Consider the following 15,863-nt stretch of genomic DNA (forward strand, 5'->3'; position numbering starts at 1 on the left):
CGCCGGAGACTTTAAGTTCTTACGACCCAACGCCGGAGGCGTTGTGCGATCGTCCCTCCCGACCAACGTCCGATCGGGCCAGCGGAGAAATTCGCTGGCCCGATCGTCTTTCCCCGGCCACCCTCTGCCCATGGGCATCACCATCACCCCGATCGACCCGGCGGACCAGGGCGCGGTCGACGCGGCGTACCGGATCAGGGCGGCAGCCGAACAGGCGGACGTCCCCGACTTCCCGCCGCTGTGCCGGAGCCGCTTCGAGGCGGCGATCCGGCACCCGATGCCGGGCAACGTGCCGGCCTGGGCGCTGGCCCGGCTCGACGGCGAGCCGGCCGGCTTCCTCGCCCTCGACCTGCCGCAGCTCGACAACACCGACAACGCCACCGTCGACCTGTTCACGCACCCGGCGCACCGGCGGCGGGGGGTCGGCCGGGCCCTGCACGCGCACGCCGTGGAGCTGCTGGGCGAGCGGGGGCGCAAGCGGGTGGTCGGCGCGACCGTCGCGGCCCTGCCCGGCGGGCCGGCGCGCGGCGGGGCCGGCGGGGCGTTCGCCGCGACGACGGGGGCGCGGGCGGTGCTCGCCGAGGTCCGCCGCCGCCTCGACACCACCCGGCTCGACCAGGCCGCGCTCGACGCGGCGCTGGCCGACGCCCGGTCCCGCGCCGCCGGCTACCGCACGGTCCGCTGGCAGGGGGCGGCCCCGCAGGAGCACGTCGCCGACGTCGCCCACCTCGACGGCCGGCTGATGGCCGACGCGCCCCTGGGCGAGATGGAGTGGGAGCCGGAGCGGGTCGACGTCGAGCGGATCCGGGGCGTCGAGCGGGCGTTGGACGCGCGGGGCCGCCGCCGCTACCACCACGGGGCGGTGCACGCCGCGTCCGGCCGGCTGGTCGCCTGGACGACGATCGACGTCGGCCCCAGCGTGCCGTGGCACGCGTTCCAGCAGATCACCATCGTCGACCCGGCGCACCGCGGCCACCGGCTCGGGCTCCTCGTGAAGGTCGAGAACCTGCGGTACGCGCTCGACCACGAGCCGGGGCTGCGCGCGGTGGACACCTTCAACGCGCAGGCCAACACGTACATGATCGCCATCAACGAGGCGCTCGGGTTCCGCCCGGTCGACGCCTGGACCGACTGGCAGCTCACCCTCTGACTGGCCGGCCCGCGGCAGGGGCGGCGGGCGTCCGGCGGCGTCCGCCGGCCCTACTGCCCACCCGCCGGCTGCGGCATGATGGCGGGCATGACGGAGACCCCGCATCCCGAGTACGACAAGCACGCCGACACCCTGCACCGGGCGCTGACCGCGATCACGGAGCGCGGGTACTGGTCCGCCTATCCCGAGTCACCCAGCCCCCGGGTGTACGGCGAGACCGCCGCCGCCGACGGCAAGGCCGCCTTCGAGGCGTACCTGGGCGGCGACTTCCCGCTCGACCAGCCGGGCAGCGGCGACCGGGTCGCCACCGAGGCCAGCCCCTTCGGGCTGGAGCTGAACGTGAGCTACCCGCACCCGGGCGTCGACGAACTGGTGGCCGCCGCCTCCGCCGCCCTGCCCGCCTGGCGCGACGCCGGCCCGCAGGCCCGCGCGGGCGTCTGCCTGGAGATCCTCGACCGGCTGCACAGACACGTCTTCGAGCTGGCCAACGCGGTGCAGTTCACCAGCGGCCAGGCGTTCGTGATGGCCTTCCAGGCCGGCGGCGCGCACGCGCTGGACCGCGCCCTCGAAGCGGTCGCCTACGCGTACGCGGAGATGACCCGCCACCCGGGGACGGCCGGCTGGGAGAAGGCCGCCGGCAAGGGCGACCCGCTGCGGATGACCAAGACGTTCCACGTGGTGCCGCGCGGGGTGGCCCTGGTGATCGGCTGCAACACCTTCCCGACCTGGAACTCCTACCCCGGGCTGTTCGCCTCGCTGGTCACCGGCAACCCGGTGGTCGTCAAGCCGCACCCCCGCGCGGTGCTGCCGCTCGCGATCACCGTGAAGTACGCCCGCGAGGTGCTCGCCGAGGCCGGCTTCGACCCCAACCTGGTGCTGCTCGCTCCCGAGGCCCCCGGCGAGCGGCTCGCCTCCACCCTCGCCCTGCACCCGGCCGTGAAGATCGTCGACTTCACCGGCTCCACCGAGTACGGCGACTGGCTGGAGGCCAACGCCCGGCAGGCGACGGTCTACACGGAGAAGGCCGGCCTGAACGCCGTGGTGATCGACTCCACCGACGACTTCGCGGGGATGTGCCGCAACCTCGGCTTCACGCTGACCCTCTACAGCGGCCAGATGTGCACCACCTCGCAGAACATCCTCATCCCCGCCGGGGGCATCGACACCGACCAGGGGCACAAGAGCTTCGACGAGGTGGCCGCCGGGATCGCCGCCGTCGTGGGCAAGCTCACCGCCGACCCGGCCCGGGGCGTCGAGCTGACCGGCGCGATCGTCAACGACGGGGTGCTGGAACGCCTCGACGAGGTCACCAAGGTCGGAGCGGCGGTGCTGGAGTCGCGTACCGTCGAGCACCCCACCTTCCCCGGCGCGGTGGTGCGGACGCCGACCATCGTCAAGCTGGCCGCCGCCGACACCGCGACGTACGGCCGGGAGTGGTTCGGGCCGATCTCGTTCGTGATCGCCACCGACTCCACCGCGCACAGCCTGGAGCTCCTGCGCGCCACCGTGGGCGAGTCCGGGGCGCTGACCGCCGCCGTCTACTCGACCGACCCGGCGGTGCTGGACGCGGCCGAGGCGGCGGCGATCGACGTCGGCGTGCACCTGTCGTGCAACCTGACCGGCGGCGTCTTCGTCAACCAGTCGGCGGCGTTCTCCGACTTCCACGGCAGCGGCGCCAACCCGGCGGCGAACGCGGCGCTGACCGACGGCGCGTACGTGGCCAACCGGTTCCGCATCGTCCAGAGCCGCCGCCCCGCCTGAGGTGCAAGGAGGGGCCCCTTGTTAACGCTTTCCGTTGTACAAGGGGCCCCTGCAAACACCCCCGCCTCAGGCCGGCCGGCGCATCTGTAGTTCGCGCAGGGCGGGGAGCCTCGGGTGCGGGACCCGCACGCCCGTGTCGACGAAGCCCAGCCTCCGGTACGCCCGGTAGGCGCGGTCGTTGCCGACGACCACCTCCAGCATCAGCTCCGGCCGACCGCACTCGCGGGACCAGGCGGCGACCCCCTCGATCAGCGCGGCGAGCAGCCCGGTGCCGCGCCGGGCCGGCGTGACGTAGACGGCGTAGACGACGGTGAGGCCGGGTTCGTCCGCCGAGATCGTCCCGCCGGCGTGCCCGACGAGCCGCCCGGCGGGGCCGCCCGGCCGGTCCGCGCCGGGGTCGGCGACGAACTGGGCGGTGTGCCGGCCGCTGGCGACCGACGCGACGCGGGCCGCGTACTCGGCGTGCGGGCGGGCGGCGGCCTCCGCCAGGGTCTCCAGGAAGGCCAGCGGCGCGTCGGCGAGCATCTCCAGCCGCAGCGCCCGCATCCGCGCCGCGTCCGGCAGGGTCAACCGGCGTACGTCGACTGCCGGCGCGGCGGTGTCGGCCGTCCCCGTCGGGGCGCTGCCCGGGTCGGTCGGCGGGCGGGAACCTGCTGTCATCCCGCATACCTATCGCAGTGATGGCCGCCTATGCCGCACCGGGTTGAGGTCGGTCCGTTATAGCCCTATTTGTGGTCGTGCGCCGTCGTCACTCCTCGTGTAGCGTGCGATTTCGGTCACTGGTTTCCCGGTCGGCGCAGACGGGTGAAACCGGTGTTCCCGGGGCCGCCGGTTCCGTCGGCGTACCCGCTCGTGGAAGGCCGCGCGACGTTAGGAAGTGCACCGTGGCACAGGGCACCGTGAAGTGGTTCAACGCCGAGAAGGGCTACGGCTTCATCGCCGTCGACGGCGGGCAGGACGTCTTCGTCCACTTCTCCGCCATCGAGATGGACGGCTACAAGGCGCTGGACGACGGGCAGCGCGTGGAGTTCGAGATCGCGCAGGGGCAGAAGGGGCCGCAGGCCGAGCGCGTACGCGTCGTCGCCTGACGCCCCGACCGGTTGGCCCGCGGGCGGGCGGGCCACCGATGGCCGGCGGAGCGCGCCGCCCCGGTCGGCGCGGACGGATCGGTCCGGGGCGGCGCGGGCGGGGCGGTCCAGGAATGCTGCGGACCGTTCCCACATCGCCGCCGGGGAGGGCCCGCGTCCAGGGCCGACGTCTGAGGGCGCACGTTCCAGGGCTGACGTCTGGCCTCGGGTCCCATGGGCTGACGTCTGACGCTCGCGTCCCAGGGCGCATGTCCCAGCCATCTCCGTCCGATCGATCGATCCCACCGGGGCCCGAAGGGCCGGTCGGCCGCGCTTGGTCGGGCTGCGGTCGGTTTCCCGCCCGCCAGGTGCCGCGCCGGGTTGCCGACCCACCCTGGCCAAGGCCCCACCTTGGCCCGGCCCCACCTTGGCCCGGCCCCACCTTGGCCCGGCCCCACCGCTGGTTCGCGCCGTGCCGCCCCCCGTGGCAGCCCTGCCCACCGGGCCGCGCCGCCTCGTGGCCGCTGCCCGGCTGTGATCCGGCGGACCCGCTGGTCGGCCTGCCCGGGGAAGGGTCGGGCGGATGGTCCCGGGTGCCCGGCGCGCTGCGCCGCGGTCGGTGGCCGCTCGTGCCGGTCCCGGCTCTCGCCTGCTCTGGACCTCGCCTGCCTGGCGGCGCCCTCTCGGCTCTCTCGCCCTTCTTGGTCCGATCCGTCCTGCCCTCGTCGGTCCTGCCCTCGTCCGTCCTGGCCTTGGTCCGTCCTGGCCTTGGTCCGTCCTGGCCCTGGCCGTGGGCCTGGCCGCCCTGGTGCGCCTGGTCGTCCCGGTCCGGCCGGTCGTTACGGTCGTTACGGTCGTCACGTGCGCCGGGCGGCGGGCGTACGAGGGGTCGGTTACCGCCGCCCGGCCGGCGGGTGAAATCGGCTGAACCGGCGGGCCGGGTCGCGCTGGTCAGGTGGGGTCGACCCGGTTCGTCCGCCGCATCGTGCTTGCACTCGGCAGGGCAGAGTGCTAAACAAGTCATTGGCACTCGCCTTGGGTGAGTGCCAACGGTCGGGACGGTGGGGCCACGGCCGCACGGCGGAGATCCGTCGGGCGGCACATGGCCGGTCGTCGCGGGCTATCCGGCCCGGCCGAGGAGACGTCGTCGTCGCCAGGTGGCGACGTCCCAAGGTGCGTACACCAGGCGGCCCATCCGGGACACACACTCGGGTGGCCCGTGAGTGTCCAGGAGGACAACGCCGTATGGCCAAGATGATCGCGTTCGACGAAGAGGCTCGCCGCGGCCTCGAGCGGGGCATGAACCAGCTCGCCGACGCCGTGAAGGTGACCCTCGGCCCGAAGGGCCGCAACGTGGTGCTCGAGAAGAAGTGGGGTGCCCCCACCATCACCAACGATGGTGTGAGCATCGCCAAGGAGATCGAGCTCGAGGACCCGTACGAGAAGATCGGCGCCGAGCTGGTCAAGGAGGTCGCCAAGAAGACCGACGACGTGGCCGGTGACGGCACGACGACGGCGACCGTCCTGGCCCAGGCCCTGGTCCGCGAGGGCCTGCGCAACGTGGCCGCCGGCGCCAACCCGATGGCCCTGAAGCGGGGCATCGAGGCCGCCGTGGCCAGCGTCTCGGAGGAGCTGTCCAAGCTCGCCAAGGACGTCGAGACCAAAGAGCAGATCGCCTCCACCGCCTCCATCTCCGCCGGTGACAGCACCGTCGGCGAGATCATCGCCGAGGCGATGGACAAGGTCGGCAAGGAAGGCGTCATCACCGTCGAGGAGAGCAACACCTTCGGCCTGGAGCTTGAGCTCACCGAGGGCATGCGCTTCGACAAGGGCTACATCTCCGCGTACTTCATGACCGACCCGGAGCGGATGGAGGCCGTCTTCGACGAGCCCTACATCCTGATCGCCAACAGCAAGATCTCGTCGGTGAAGGACCTGCTCCCGATCCTGGAGAAGGTCATGCAGTCGGGCAAGCCGCTGCTGATCATCGCCGAGGACGTGGAGGGCGAGGCCCTGCCGACCCTGGTGGTCAACAAGGTCAAGGGCGTCTTCAAGTCCGCGGCCGTCAAGGCCCCCGGCTTCGGCGACCGCCGCAAGGCCATGCTGACCGACATCGCCATCCTCACCGGTGGCCAGGTCATCAGCGAGGAGCTCGGCCTCAAGCTGGAGGCCGCCGGCCTCGACATGCTGGGCCGCGCCCGCAAGGTCGTGGTGACCAAGGACGAGACCACCATCGTCGACGGTGCCGGCGACGCCGAGCAGATCCAGGGCCGGGTCAACCAGATCCGGGCCGAGATCGACAAGAGCGACTCCGACTACGACCGCGAGAAGCTGCAGGAGCGCCTGGCCAAGCTGGCCGGCGGTGTTGCGGTGATTAAGGTCGGCGCGGCCACCGAGGTCGAGCTGAAGGAGCGCAAGCACCGCATCGAGGACGCCGTCCGCAACGCGAAGGCCGCCGTCGAGGAGGGCATCGTCCCGGGTGGTGGCGTCGCGCTGGTGCAGGCCGGCAAGACCGCCTTCGACAAGCTGGACCTGACCGGCGACGAGGCGACCGGCGCGCAGATCGTCAAGATCGCGCTGGACGCCCCGCTGCGGCAGATCGCCGTCAACGCCGGCCTCGAGGGTGGCGTCGTCGTCGAGCGCGTCCGCAACCTGGACGCCGGCCACGGCCTCAACGCCGCCAGCGGCGAGTACGTGGACCTGCTGGCCGCGGGCATCATCGACCCGGCCAAGGTGACCCGGTCGGCGCTGCAGAACGCCTCGTCGATCGCGGCGCTCTTCCTCACCACCGAGGCCGTCGTCGCGGACAAGCCGGAGAAGGCCCCGGCCGCTGCGGCTGGCCCGGGCGGCGGGGACATGGACTTCTGAGTCCAGCTCCCACCGGAGTTCAGTTACACCGCACGTCGAGGGGGCGGGTCGCGTCAGCGGCCCGCCCCCTCCGCGTCGTCACGGCCGCCAGCGCCGGCCACTCCGGCCTCGGACACTTGGGCCGTGGGTACTCCGGCCAAGGCCACTCGGTCCTCGGGCACTCCCGTGTCGGGCACTGCCGTGTCGGGCACTCCGGCCTCGGGCACGCGCCCGCTGGCGGCTCTCACGCCGGCGGCGCTCACGTCGGCAGGGGCGGCTGGTCGCGTCGCCGCCCGGCCCGACCGGGCGGCCGGCGGATGCGGATCGGCTCGTCGACGCGGATCGGCTCGTCGACCAGGACCACCGGCTCCTCCGCCGCGGGCGCGTCGCCCCCGGCCATCTCCGCCAGTTGCTCGGCGTCGCCGTAGTCCAGCCGGTCGAACGGTAGTTGCCCCGGGATCTCCTCGACCGGCACCCAGGCGGCGGAACGTGGAGCCTCGGCCCGCTCGTCGTCCGTGGTCATCGCGGCCTCCTCACCTCGACGGTAGGTGACCGTCGATGCCGGGGCGGCCGAACGGCGCTATCCGGCCCGGTGCCCGTTTCGCCCGCCGCCGGGGCGAGGATCGCGGGGCCGCCGCCGGGGCGCGGGGCGCGAGGTGAGAAGGGGACCCCTCTCTACCGTATGCGTTAACAAGGGGCCCTTCCTTACCGCTCAGCGGGCCGCGCGGACAGCGGCGTACGCGTCGACCAGGCCCGCCCCGCTGATGTTCGCGTCCCCGCCGCAGGCGTCGGCCGGGTCGCGGGAGGCGTACGTCGCCCCGGCCGGGACGGCGGTGTCGCGCAGGATCCGGCGGGTGCGCTCCAGGTCGCCGACCAGCGTCGGGTTCGCCGACCACATCAGCGCCACCACGCCCGCGACCTGCGGGGCGGCCATCGACGTGCCGTCGAGGGTGGCGTAGCCGCCGCCCGGCATCGCGGAGAGCACCCCCACGCCCGGGGCGACCACGTCCGGCTTCGCCGCGCCGGGCACCGGCCCCCGGCTGGAGAAGTCGGCGACCTGGCGGTCCCGGTCGGTCGCCCCGACGGTGAACACGTCCGGGTACGTCGCCGGCGGATCCTCGATCGACCGGCAGTACGGCCCGGTGTTGCCGGCCGCCGCGACGACGAAGATGCCCGCCGCGTCCAGCGCGTCGGTTGCCGGCCGCAGCGCCGCCGGGTCGCAGCCCTCGATCGGCGGGCAGCCCCACGAGTTCGTCAGCACCTGGGGGGCCCGCTCGGGCCGCCCGTCGGTGAACGGGTCGCCGCCGGCCGGGAACGGGGCCAGCATGAACTGGAGGCAGTCCAGGTAGCGCGCCGGACTGCCGAGGTTGCGGTCGAGGTTGACGCAGCCGACCCAGCTCGCCCCGGGGGCCACCCCGATCCCGTCCCGCCCGACGGCGCTGCCCGTCGTGTGGGTGCCGTGGCCGCCCTGGTCGGTCGGCGCGCGGGTGTGGTCCCACGGGTCGTACCAGGAGTCGTCGCCGCCGCGGAAGCCGCCGGCCAGCGCCGGGTGCCGACCGTCCACCCCGGAGTCGGAGCTGCCCACCACGATGCCGGCCCCGGTGACCCCGAGCTGCGACCAGACCTGGTCGGCGCGGAGCAGGGAGACGTTCCACGCCGGCCCGGAGGGGGCCGCCTGGTCGCCCCGGCTGGTCGGCGCGGGGGCCGGCAGCGGGCGCAGCCGCTGGCTCAGCAGCACCCGGTCCACCTCCCGCCGGCCCGACAGCCAGGCCCGGACCGCCGGCCCGCCGTCCACCTCGATCGCGTTGACCAGGTAGTACGGCGTCGGGCCGAGCCCCAGCCGGGTCAGGTCGCGGCGCAGCCCCGCCTGGGTGCGTTCGGCGGTTTCCACCAGCCGCCGGTAGACCTCGCGGGCGCGGGCGTCCCGGCCCGCCTGGCCCGTCCCGCCGGTGGGCACGCCGCTCAGGTCGGCCTGCTCGCGCAGCACCACGAGCAGCCGTTCGCCGTGCAGGCCGGGCTGGCCGGGGCCGAGGTGGACCAGCGCCGCCCCGGCGAGCAGCACGCCGACGGTCGCCACCGCCACCGGCCGGCTCGGCGCGTGCCCGTTCGGGCGGGCCAGCAGCACGCCGTACACGATCGCCAGGAGCGCGGCCACCGCGAGCCCGCCGGCGGCGGCGACCGCCACCCAGAACGGGACGTCGCGGGTGGCCGCCAGGAGCAGGGTGATCTCCTCCGGGTCGGCGAACGCCAGTGGCCCGAACGCGGCGAGCCCGACCAGCCAGCGCGCGGGCGCGGGGCCGACCGGCCCGCCGGAGCGCAGCGCGGGCGCCTGGAGGGCGGCCAGCGCGAAGCCGAGCGGGGGCAGGGTCAGCAGGGCGGGCAGTTGCGCGCCGGACTGCCCGGTGCCGGCGGCGAGCAGCAGCAGCGTCACCCCGGCCACCAGGCCGCCGACCAGCACCAGCCGCGCCGGCCGGTGCGGCGGCCCGCCCGCGAGGCGCGCCCAGAACCGGGCGTCGAGCAGTGCCCCGGCGAGGACACCGACGGCCGCGGCGGCCGCCGCCGCGAGCACGGTCTCCAGCAGCCCGCCGAGCGCGCCGAACCACGCCCAGGGCAGCAGCGTCGCCAGCCCGGCGGCCACCGCCAGCCAGGTCACGGCGGGTGGGGCCGCCGGGACGGTCCCGCGCGGACCGGCCGGGGCGGTGGGCGCGGCGTGGTCGTGCGGGCGGTCGGGCCCGGCGGGCGGGGCGGGGTCGGCCGGGCGGCCGGCGGCCGGCGGCGTCGACGCGGGCGCGGGCGCGGGGCCCCGGACCAGCCGGGGCAGCACCACGGCGAGCAGGACCGCCGTCGCCGCCAGCGCGGCCAGGTACGCCTCGTGGTGCACCGGTGGCAGGGCGCGCAGGCCGGTGAGCGCGCCGAGGGCGAGCAGCCCGCCGAGCCAGGCCCGGCCGGTGGCCCGGACGGCCCCCGAGCGGGGCAGCAGGGCCAGCAGCAGCGCCGGCACCCCGGCCAGCAGCACCGTCACGACGGCGACCACCGGCCACAGCCAGACCACCCGGTCCAGGCCGGTGGCGAGCCGGACCTGGTCGGCCAGCCAGCCGACCAGCTCGGCCGGCGCGACGACCGCGACCGTCCAGCACCCGGCCACCGCCGCCGCGACCACGGGCCACGGGCCGGGGCGGGCCGGCGGGACGGCCACGGGCGACAGAAAGGGACGACCTGCGTACGGACCGACCTCCATCCCCCGACAGTACGGCCGGATCACGACATGCCGTGCGGTGGCCACGGCGGTTACGGTGGACGGGTGCGTGACCCCAACGTCTCCCGAAGCGTCGCCGGCCAGCTCTCCCCGGCGCGCCGCGCCGCCGACCTGCGGCGACTGCGCGCCGAGCGGTTCGACGTCCTGGTGATCGGCGGTGGCGTCACCGGTGCCGGCGCGGCGCTGGACGCCGCCTCCCGGGGCCTGAAGGTGGCCCTCGTGGAGGCGCGCGACTTCGCCGCCGGCACCTCCAGCCGGTCCAGCAAGCTGATCCACGGCGGCCTGCGCTACCTGGAGCAGTTGGAGTTCCACCTGGTCCACGAGGCGCTCACCGAGCGGGGGCTGCTCGCCACCCGGCTCGCCCCGCACCTGGTCCGGCCGGTGCCGATCCTGGTCCCGCTGCCCGCCGGCAAGGGCGTGCGCGACCTGCCCGGCCGCACCTTCCGCCGCTCCTACTACGGCCTCGGCGTGGCCGCGTACGACGCGTTCGCCGGGCTGTTCGGGGGCGGGCGGGGGATGCCGCTGCACCGGCACCTCACCCGGGAGGGCGCGCGGCGGGTCTTCCCGAGCCTGCGCGCCGACGGCCTCGCCGGGGCGATCCGCTACTACGACGGGCAGGTCGACGACGCCCGGCTGGTGGTCACCCTGGCCCGCACCGCCGCCAGCCTGGGGGCGACGGTGGTCAGCAGCACCCGCGCCGTCGGCCTCGTCCGGCAGGCGCGCGAGGTGACCGGGGTCCGGGTGCGGAACCTGGAGGCGCCGACCGGCTCGCCGGACGCCGAGTTCGACGTACGCGCCCGCACGGTCGTCGCCGCCACCGGCGTGTGGACCGACGACATGTCGCGGATGCTCAACGACGTCGGGCTGCGCCGGGGCGTCCGGGTCCGGGCGTCGAAGGGGGTGCACCTGGTGGTGCCCCGCTCGGCGATCACCGGCGAGGCGGGCCTGATCCTGCGTACCGCCACCAGCGTGTTGTTCGTCATCCCCTGGGGCGGGCACTGGATCATCGGCACCACCGACACCGACTGGCGGCTCGACCGGTCCCACCCGGCCGCGTCGGCCCGCGACATCGCCTACCTGCTGGAGCAGGTCAACACGGTGCTGGACCGGCCGCTGACCACCGACGACATCGAGGGCGTCTACGCCGGCCTGCGGCCGCTGCTGGCCGGCGAGGCGGACTCCACCTCCAAGCTGTCCCGGGAACACGCGGTGGTCGAGCCCATGCTCGGGCTGCTGCTCGTCGCCGGGGGCAAGTACACGACGTACCGGGTGATGGCCTCCGACGTGGTGGACCGCGCGGCCCGCCGGCTCGGCGGGGTCCGCCCGTCCCGCACGGCCGACCTGCCGCTGCTCGGCGCCGACGGGTACGCCGCGATGTGGCGGGACCGGGCCGACCTGGCCCGCCGGCACGGGGTGCCGGTCGGGGTGGTCGAGCACCTGCTGGAGCGGTACGGCACCCTCACCCTCGACCTGTTGGCGCTGGTCGACGCGGATCCGCTGCTCGCCTCCCCGCTGGCCGGCGCGCCGGAATACCTGGCGGCCGAGGTGACGTACGCGGCCCGCGCCGAGGGGGCGCTGCACCTGGAGGACGTGCTGACCCGGCGTACCCGGATCTCCTTCGAGACCGCCCACCGCGGCCTGGAGTCGGCCGAGCACACCGCCGAGCTGATGGGCGCGGTGCTGGGCTGGGACGCGGCGACCCGGGCGCGCGAGGTCGCGCACTACCGGGCCCGGGTGGAGGCGGAGCGGGAGTCCCAGCTCATGCCGGACGACGCGACGGCGGACGCGGCCCGGCTCGGCGCGCCCGACGTGCGGGGCTTCGCGGCGGACCGGGGCACCGACGGCGACCCGGCCGAACTCCCGTCGTCCCCCCGGTAGCCGAACCCTTACCGGAGGGCGGGCCACCCCTGACCGGCCGCTCGGCCGGTACCCGCCGGCACCATGATCGGGTACGTTCCGGCGCGTGATCCGCCCTTTCCGTGCGCGTTCGATCATCCCGGTGGCCGCCGGTGCCCTGCTCGCCGCGGCGCTCGCCGCCTGCTCGGCGGTCGGGCCGGTCCGGCGGGCCGGCACGGCGACCGCCCCGCCGCCCGACGGGACGACGGCATCCCCGGCCGGCGGTGCGGCGGCCGGCGGGCCGGCACGGGTGGAACTGGTGCAGAAGCACGGCCAGGACGGCCCGGTGCGGATGCTGACCGTCCTGCCCGACGGGCGGTGGGAGTGCAGCAACTGCGCCGGCGACGACGTCCGGTCGTCGGGGCAGCTCGACCCCGAGCGGACGCAGCGGCTGCGGGCGCTGCTCACCGACGAGCGGCTGGCCGCCGAGACCGACAAGGCCCGGGGCTACCGGGTGAGCTGCATCGACGCGCTGACGTCCGTGCTGGTCACCACGCCCGGCCCGATCACGATCGAGGACTGCCCGGGGGAGGAGCGGCCGCCCCTCGGGTACGAGATCCTGCTGCTGCTCACCCAGGCCACCCCGGCGGAGGCCACCGCCTGACGCTGTGTTCGGCCGGGGCCTGGGCCGCCGCAGCGGCACCGACGTCAGAGCACCTTGCCGGGGTTGAACAGCCCCGCCGGGTCGAGCGCCGCCCTGATCGCCTGGTGCACCCGCACCCCGACCGGCCCGATCTCCTGGGCCAGCCAGTCCCGCTTGAGCAGCCCCACCCCGTGCTCGCCGGTGCAGGTGCCGCCCAGTTCCAGCCCGAGCCGCATGATCTCGTCGAACGCCCGCCGGCCCCGCTCCACGCTCGCCGGGTCGGCCCGGTCGACCACGATGTTCGGGTGCAGGTTGCCGTCGCCGGCGTGCCCCACCACCCCGATCGGCACGGCGCACTCCTCGGCGATGCGGGCCACCCCGTCCAGCAGTTCGGCGAGCGCCCCGCGCGGCACCGCCACGTCGTCGATGACCAGACCCCCGTTGCCGCCCGGGTACGCGTCGGCGGCGAACTTCTCCATCGCCGGGTGGGCCAGCCGCCGGGCCTGGAGCAGCGCCGCCGCCTCCACGGCGTCGGTGGCCGCGTACACCTCGTCGGCCCCGGCGTATTCGCACACCTCGGCGATGCGGGCCAGGTCGTCGGCGGCCCGCGACCCGGTGTCCACGGCGGCCAGCAGCAGCGCCTGCGCGTCGGTGCGCAGCCCCATCGGCTGGTACGCCTCGATGGCCCGCAGGTGGGTGCGGTCGAGCAGCTCCAGCAGGCTCGGGGTGAGGCCCTTCGCGGCGATCTGGGCCACCGCCGTGCCGGCGTCCGCCGTCGAGTCGAAGACGGCCACCAGGGTCAGCGACTCCTCCGGGGCGGGCCGCAGCGCGACGGTCACCTCCGTGATCACCCCGAGGGTGCCCTCCGAGCCGACGAAGAGCCGGGTCAGGTCGTAGCCGGCGACGCCCTTGGCGGTGCGCCGCCCGGTGCGCAGCACCTCGCCGGAGGCGAGCACCACCTCCAGGCCGAGCACGTACTCCGTGGTCACGCCGTACTTGACGCAGCACATGCCACCCGCGTTGGTGGCCACGTTGCCGCCGATCGTCGACGACTCCCAGGAGCCCGGGTCCGGCGGATAGTAGAGCCCCTCCCGGCGCACCGCCCCGGCCAGCGCCGCGTTCACCACGCCGGGCTGGACCACGGCGATCCGGCCCACCGGGTCGATCTCCAGGATCCGGTCCATGGCCACCGTGCTCAGCACCACCGCGCCGTCCACCGCGTTCGCCGCGCCGGCCAGCCCGGTCCGCGCACCCTGCGGCACCACGGGTACGCCGTGCCGGGCCGCCGCCCGGACCACGCCGGCCACCTGGGCGGTGTCGCGCGGACGGACCACCACCAGCGGCGTGCCGGAGGCGCACAGGTCGGCTTCGTCCCGCTCGTGCATCCGCAGCAGGTCCGGGTCGGTCAGGACGGCGGCGTCACCGAGGAGGGCGCGCAGCTCAGCGAGGAGAGGGGATCCGGCCATGCAGGAGAGGTTAACCGGCGGCTAGGTTGGCGGCCATGCTGTACGTGGACCAGCCCCGCTGGCCGGCGCGCGGACGACTCTGGTCCCACCTGATCAGCGACGCCTCCCTCGCCGAGCTGCACGTCTTCGCCGAGACGCTGGGCGTGCCCCGGCGCGCCTTCGACCGGGACCACTACGACATCCCCGCCGAGCGGTACCGGATGGCGGTGCACCTCGGCGCGCGGGTCGTCCCGAGCCGCGACCTGGTCCGCCTGCTGCGCACTGCCGACCTCCGCCGCCCCAAGCACCTCCACCGCCCGGCTCCCTGAGCCCGGCGGCGCCGTTCTCCGCTCTACGCTGGTGCCGCGCCGGCGCCTGCCCGACGACCCGGCGCCGGATGTCCGACGACGGTGCAGGGCAGGCCGCGCCGGCGCACCGGGGAAGCCCCCGCCCCCAGGTGTGGGAGCCGCGAGGCGGGGCCTTCCCGCCCGGTGTGGGCTCAGCTGGTCGTCAGGTCAGCTGAGCCCACATCCGTTTCCGGCCAGCGTCACCACGAGGCCCGCCGAGTAGGCGACGACCTTCAGTGCCAAGGCCACCCACTCGCCGACCTCTCTCCACTGGTTGGCTTTGGTCCGCTGGTTTCCTCGCGGGCCCGAAGGCCCCTTACGGCGCATCGTCACTCGCGCCCCTCCCGAGATCGACGGGTCGGGGAAACGGTCGTCCCCCGGCCGTCGGGACGATCCGCGCCCACCTCAATCCGGGGGTTGTGCCAGCCTGCGCGGTGACGGGCGGCGCAGCTCGTACCGGAGCTCGAACATCCGGTTGAACTGCCTCAGCACGTAGAGCAGTTGTGCCCCGTAGGTGCGCCTCTCTTCCGCGAGCCCGTACAGTTCGGCCCGGAGTTCCTCGTCGTACCGTGCCCGCTGGTCCGGCGGAAGGATCCGGACGATGAAGTCGACCATGCGTAACGCCTGCCTTCGCGGCTGAAGCTCGGCGTCGATCGGCGGGATGTCCTCGGCGAGGCGCGCCTCGGATCGTCCGAGATCCTCGGCGAGGTCGCGATCGAGGTGTACGCGGATCCCGACGTGCGCGAAGGTCCCGTACCCGTGGGCGAGGGCGAGTCGCAGATCCTCGGCGCTGCTGCAGGCGAGTCGGAAACACCGGACGAGGAAGCTGACCCGGGCGCTGTTGTCGCCCGTCCGCCACGCGGTTCCCTCGGCGAGGGCGAGAGTCCTGTCGAGTTCCCGGGTCAGGGCCTGGTCCAGATCGCACACCCGGCGGTAGGCGCGTCGGTCGTCGCGGTTCTCCAGGTCGTGAACGATGGCGATCACTTCGCGGTCCAGCCGGGCGATCTCGTCAGCCATCGGGCGACCTTCGGGAATCCGCTGCGCCAGGTCCTCGGAGAGGGCGGAGAGCACTTCGAGGTCGCGGGACAGGTGGTATGCGTGGAAGCTCATGCGAGCCCACCCGGGAGGGCCGGGTTCGCACCGCGGAAACGGCGGGCCTCGACCGCGGCCAGGGCGGTGCGCGCCTGCTGTGCGCCGTCCGGGCTCAGCCGGTAGTAGCGCCTGCGCGGCCGTCCGGCCCGATGCGGGTCGACGTTCTCCCAGTGGGACTCCAGCCAGCCCACCTTTTCGAGGCGGGCCAGGATCGGGTGGATGGTGCCGCTGGCCAGGTTGGCCTCCTCGCAGATCTGCAGGCCATATCTCGCCTCGGCGGGCTTGTCCAAGAGGACCCGCAGCACCCGCTGTGTCGCCAGCGTCATCCGCACTTCCGATGTGGACATGGTCGTACTCTACCTAGCTACCTCTATCTCTAGCTAGCCCCCTCGGCGTCGCCCCCAACCTCGGCGATCTTG

At 74.7% G+C, this 15,863-nt stretch carries 13 protein-coding genes; 7 read left to right on the plus strand and 6 right to left on the minus strand.

Annotation, left to right across the window (positions count from 1 at the left end; translation table 11 throughout):
• Positions 1–130: 130 nt before the first annotated feature.
• A complete protein-coding gene (locus tag HDA31_RS01145; RefSeq protein WP_178066569.1) occupies positions 131–1,150 on the plus strand; it encodes a GNAT family N-acetyltransferase in 1,020 nt (339 codons plus the stop codon).
• Between the two features lie 87 nt (positions 1,151–1,237).
• Positions 1,238–2,911: a phenylacetic acid degradation protein PaaN gene (gene paaN / locus HDA31_RS01150; protein WP_178066568.1), complete on the plus strand. Its 1,674-nt coding sequence runs from the start codon at positions 1,238–1,240 to the stop codon at positions 2,909–2,911.
• A 66-nt stretch (positions 2,912–2,977) separates the two neighbouring features.
• Here paaN and HDA31_RS01155 read toward each other — a convergent pair whose 3' ends face one another.
• Positions 2,978–3,457 (minus strand): GNAT family N-acetyltransferase, encoded by a 480-nt coding sequence (locus tag HDA31_RS01155; RefSeq protein WP_246384726.1) that lies wholly within the window; start codon positions 3,455–3,457, stop codon positions 2,978–2,980.
• A 338-nt stretch (positions 3,458–3,795) separates the two neighbouring features.
• Here HDA31_RS01155 and HDA31_RS01160 point away from each other — a divergent pair, with 338 nt between their 5' ends.
• Entirely contained in the window at positions 3,796–3,999 is a 204-nt protein-coding gene (locus tag HDA31_RS01160; RefSeq protein ID WP_007073263.1) for a cold-shock protein, read from the plus strand.
• Between the two features lie 1,224 nt (positions 4,000–5,223).
• On the plus strand, positions 5,224–6,846 hold the full coding sequence (groL, locus tag HDA31_RS01165; protein ID WP_178066567.1) for a chaperonin GroEL: 1,623 nt from the start codon (positions 5,224–5,226) through the stop codon (positions 6,844–6,846).
• Positions 6,847–7,084: 238 nt separating this feature from the next.
• Here the strand turns inward: groL and HDA31_RS01170 are convergent, their stop codons facing one another.
• Together HDA31_RS01170 and HDA31_RS01175 are read right to left on the minus strand one after the other, a co-directional pair.
• A complete protein-coding gene (locus HDA31_RS01170) occupies positions 7,085–7,348 on the minus strand; it encodes a hypothetical protein (protein ID WP_074472364.1) in 264 nt (87 codons plus the stop codon).
• A 189-nt stretch (positions 7,349–7,537) separates the two neighbouring features.
• Positions 7,538–10,063, minus strand: coding sequence for a S8 family serine peptidase (locus tag HDA31_RS01175; RefSeq protein ID WP_178066566.1), 2,526 nt, complete (start codon positions 10,061–10,063; stop codon positions 7,538–7,540).
• A 27-nt stretch (positions 10,064–10,090) separates the two neighbouring features.
• Here HDA31_RS01175 and HDA31_RS01180 point away from each other — a divergent pair, with 27 nt between their 5' ends.
• Both HDA31_RS01180 and HDA31_RS01185 read left to right on the plus strand, forming a co-directional pair.
• Positions 10,091–11,959 carry a glycerol-3-phosphate dehydrogenase/oxidase gene (locus tag HDA31_RS01180; protein ID WP_178066565.1) on the plus strand — a complete coding sequence of 623 codons (1,869 nt, stop codon included), beginning with the start codon at positions 10,091–10,093 and terminating at the stop codon, positions 11,957–11,959.
• Between the two features lie 121 nt (positions 11,960–12,080).
• On the plus strand, positions 12,081–12,581 hold the full coding sequence (locus HDA31_RS01185; RefSeq protein ID WP_246384173.1) for a hypothetical protein: 501 nt from the start codon (positions 12,081–12,083) through the stop codon (positions 12,579–12,581).
• Between the two features lie 44 nt (positions 12,582–12,625).
• Here HDA31_RS01185 and HDA31_RS01190 read toward each other — a convergent pair whose 3' ends face one another.
• Complete coding sequence (locus tag HDA31_RS01190) at positions 12,626–14,026, minus strand: FAD-binding oxidoreductase (RefSeq protein WP_178066563.1); 1,401 nt, start codon at positions 14,024–14,026, stop codon at positions 12,626–12,628.
• Between the two features lie 35 nt (positions 14,027–14,061).
• On the opposite strand from HDA31_RS01190, the gene HDA31_RS01195 reads away from it, so the two are divergent.
• Positions 14,062–14,334, plus strand: a complete 273-nt coding sequence (locus HDA31_RS01195; protein ID WP_074472369.1) for a DUF4031 domain-containing protein — start codon at positions 14,062–14,064, stop codon at positions 14,332–14,334.
• Positions 14,335–14,757: 423 nt separating this feature from the next.
• Here the strand turns inward: HDA31_RS01195 and HDA31_RS01200 are convergent, their stop codons facing one another.
• Positions 14,758–15,462, minus strand: a complete 705-nt coding sequence (locus HDA31_RS01200) for a hypothetical protein (protein WP_178066562.1) — start codon at positions 15,460–15,462, stop codon at positions 14,758–14,760.
• Positions 15,459–15,791 carry a PadR family transcriptional regulator gene (locus HDA31_RS01205; protein WP_246384172.1) on the minus strand — a complete coding sequence of 111 codons (333 nt, stop codon included), beginning with the start codon at positions 15,789–15,791 and terminating at the stop codon, positions 15,459–15,461. The genes HDA31_RS01200 and HDA31_RS01205 overlap by 4 nt, the downstream gene beginning before the upstream one ends.
• Between the last annotated feature and the right edge of the window lie 72 nt (positions 15,792–15,863).

The sequence above is a fragment of the Micromonospora carbonacea genome (assembly GCF_014205165.1).
GTDB lineage: Bacteria > Actinomycetota > Actinomycetes > Mycobacteriales > Micromonosporaceae > Micromonospora > Micromonospora carbonacea.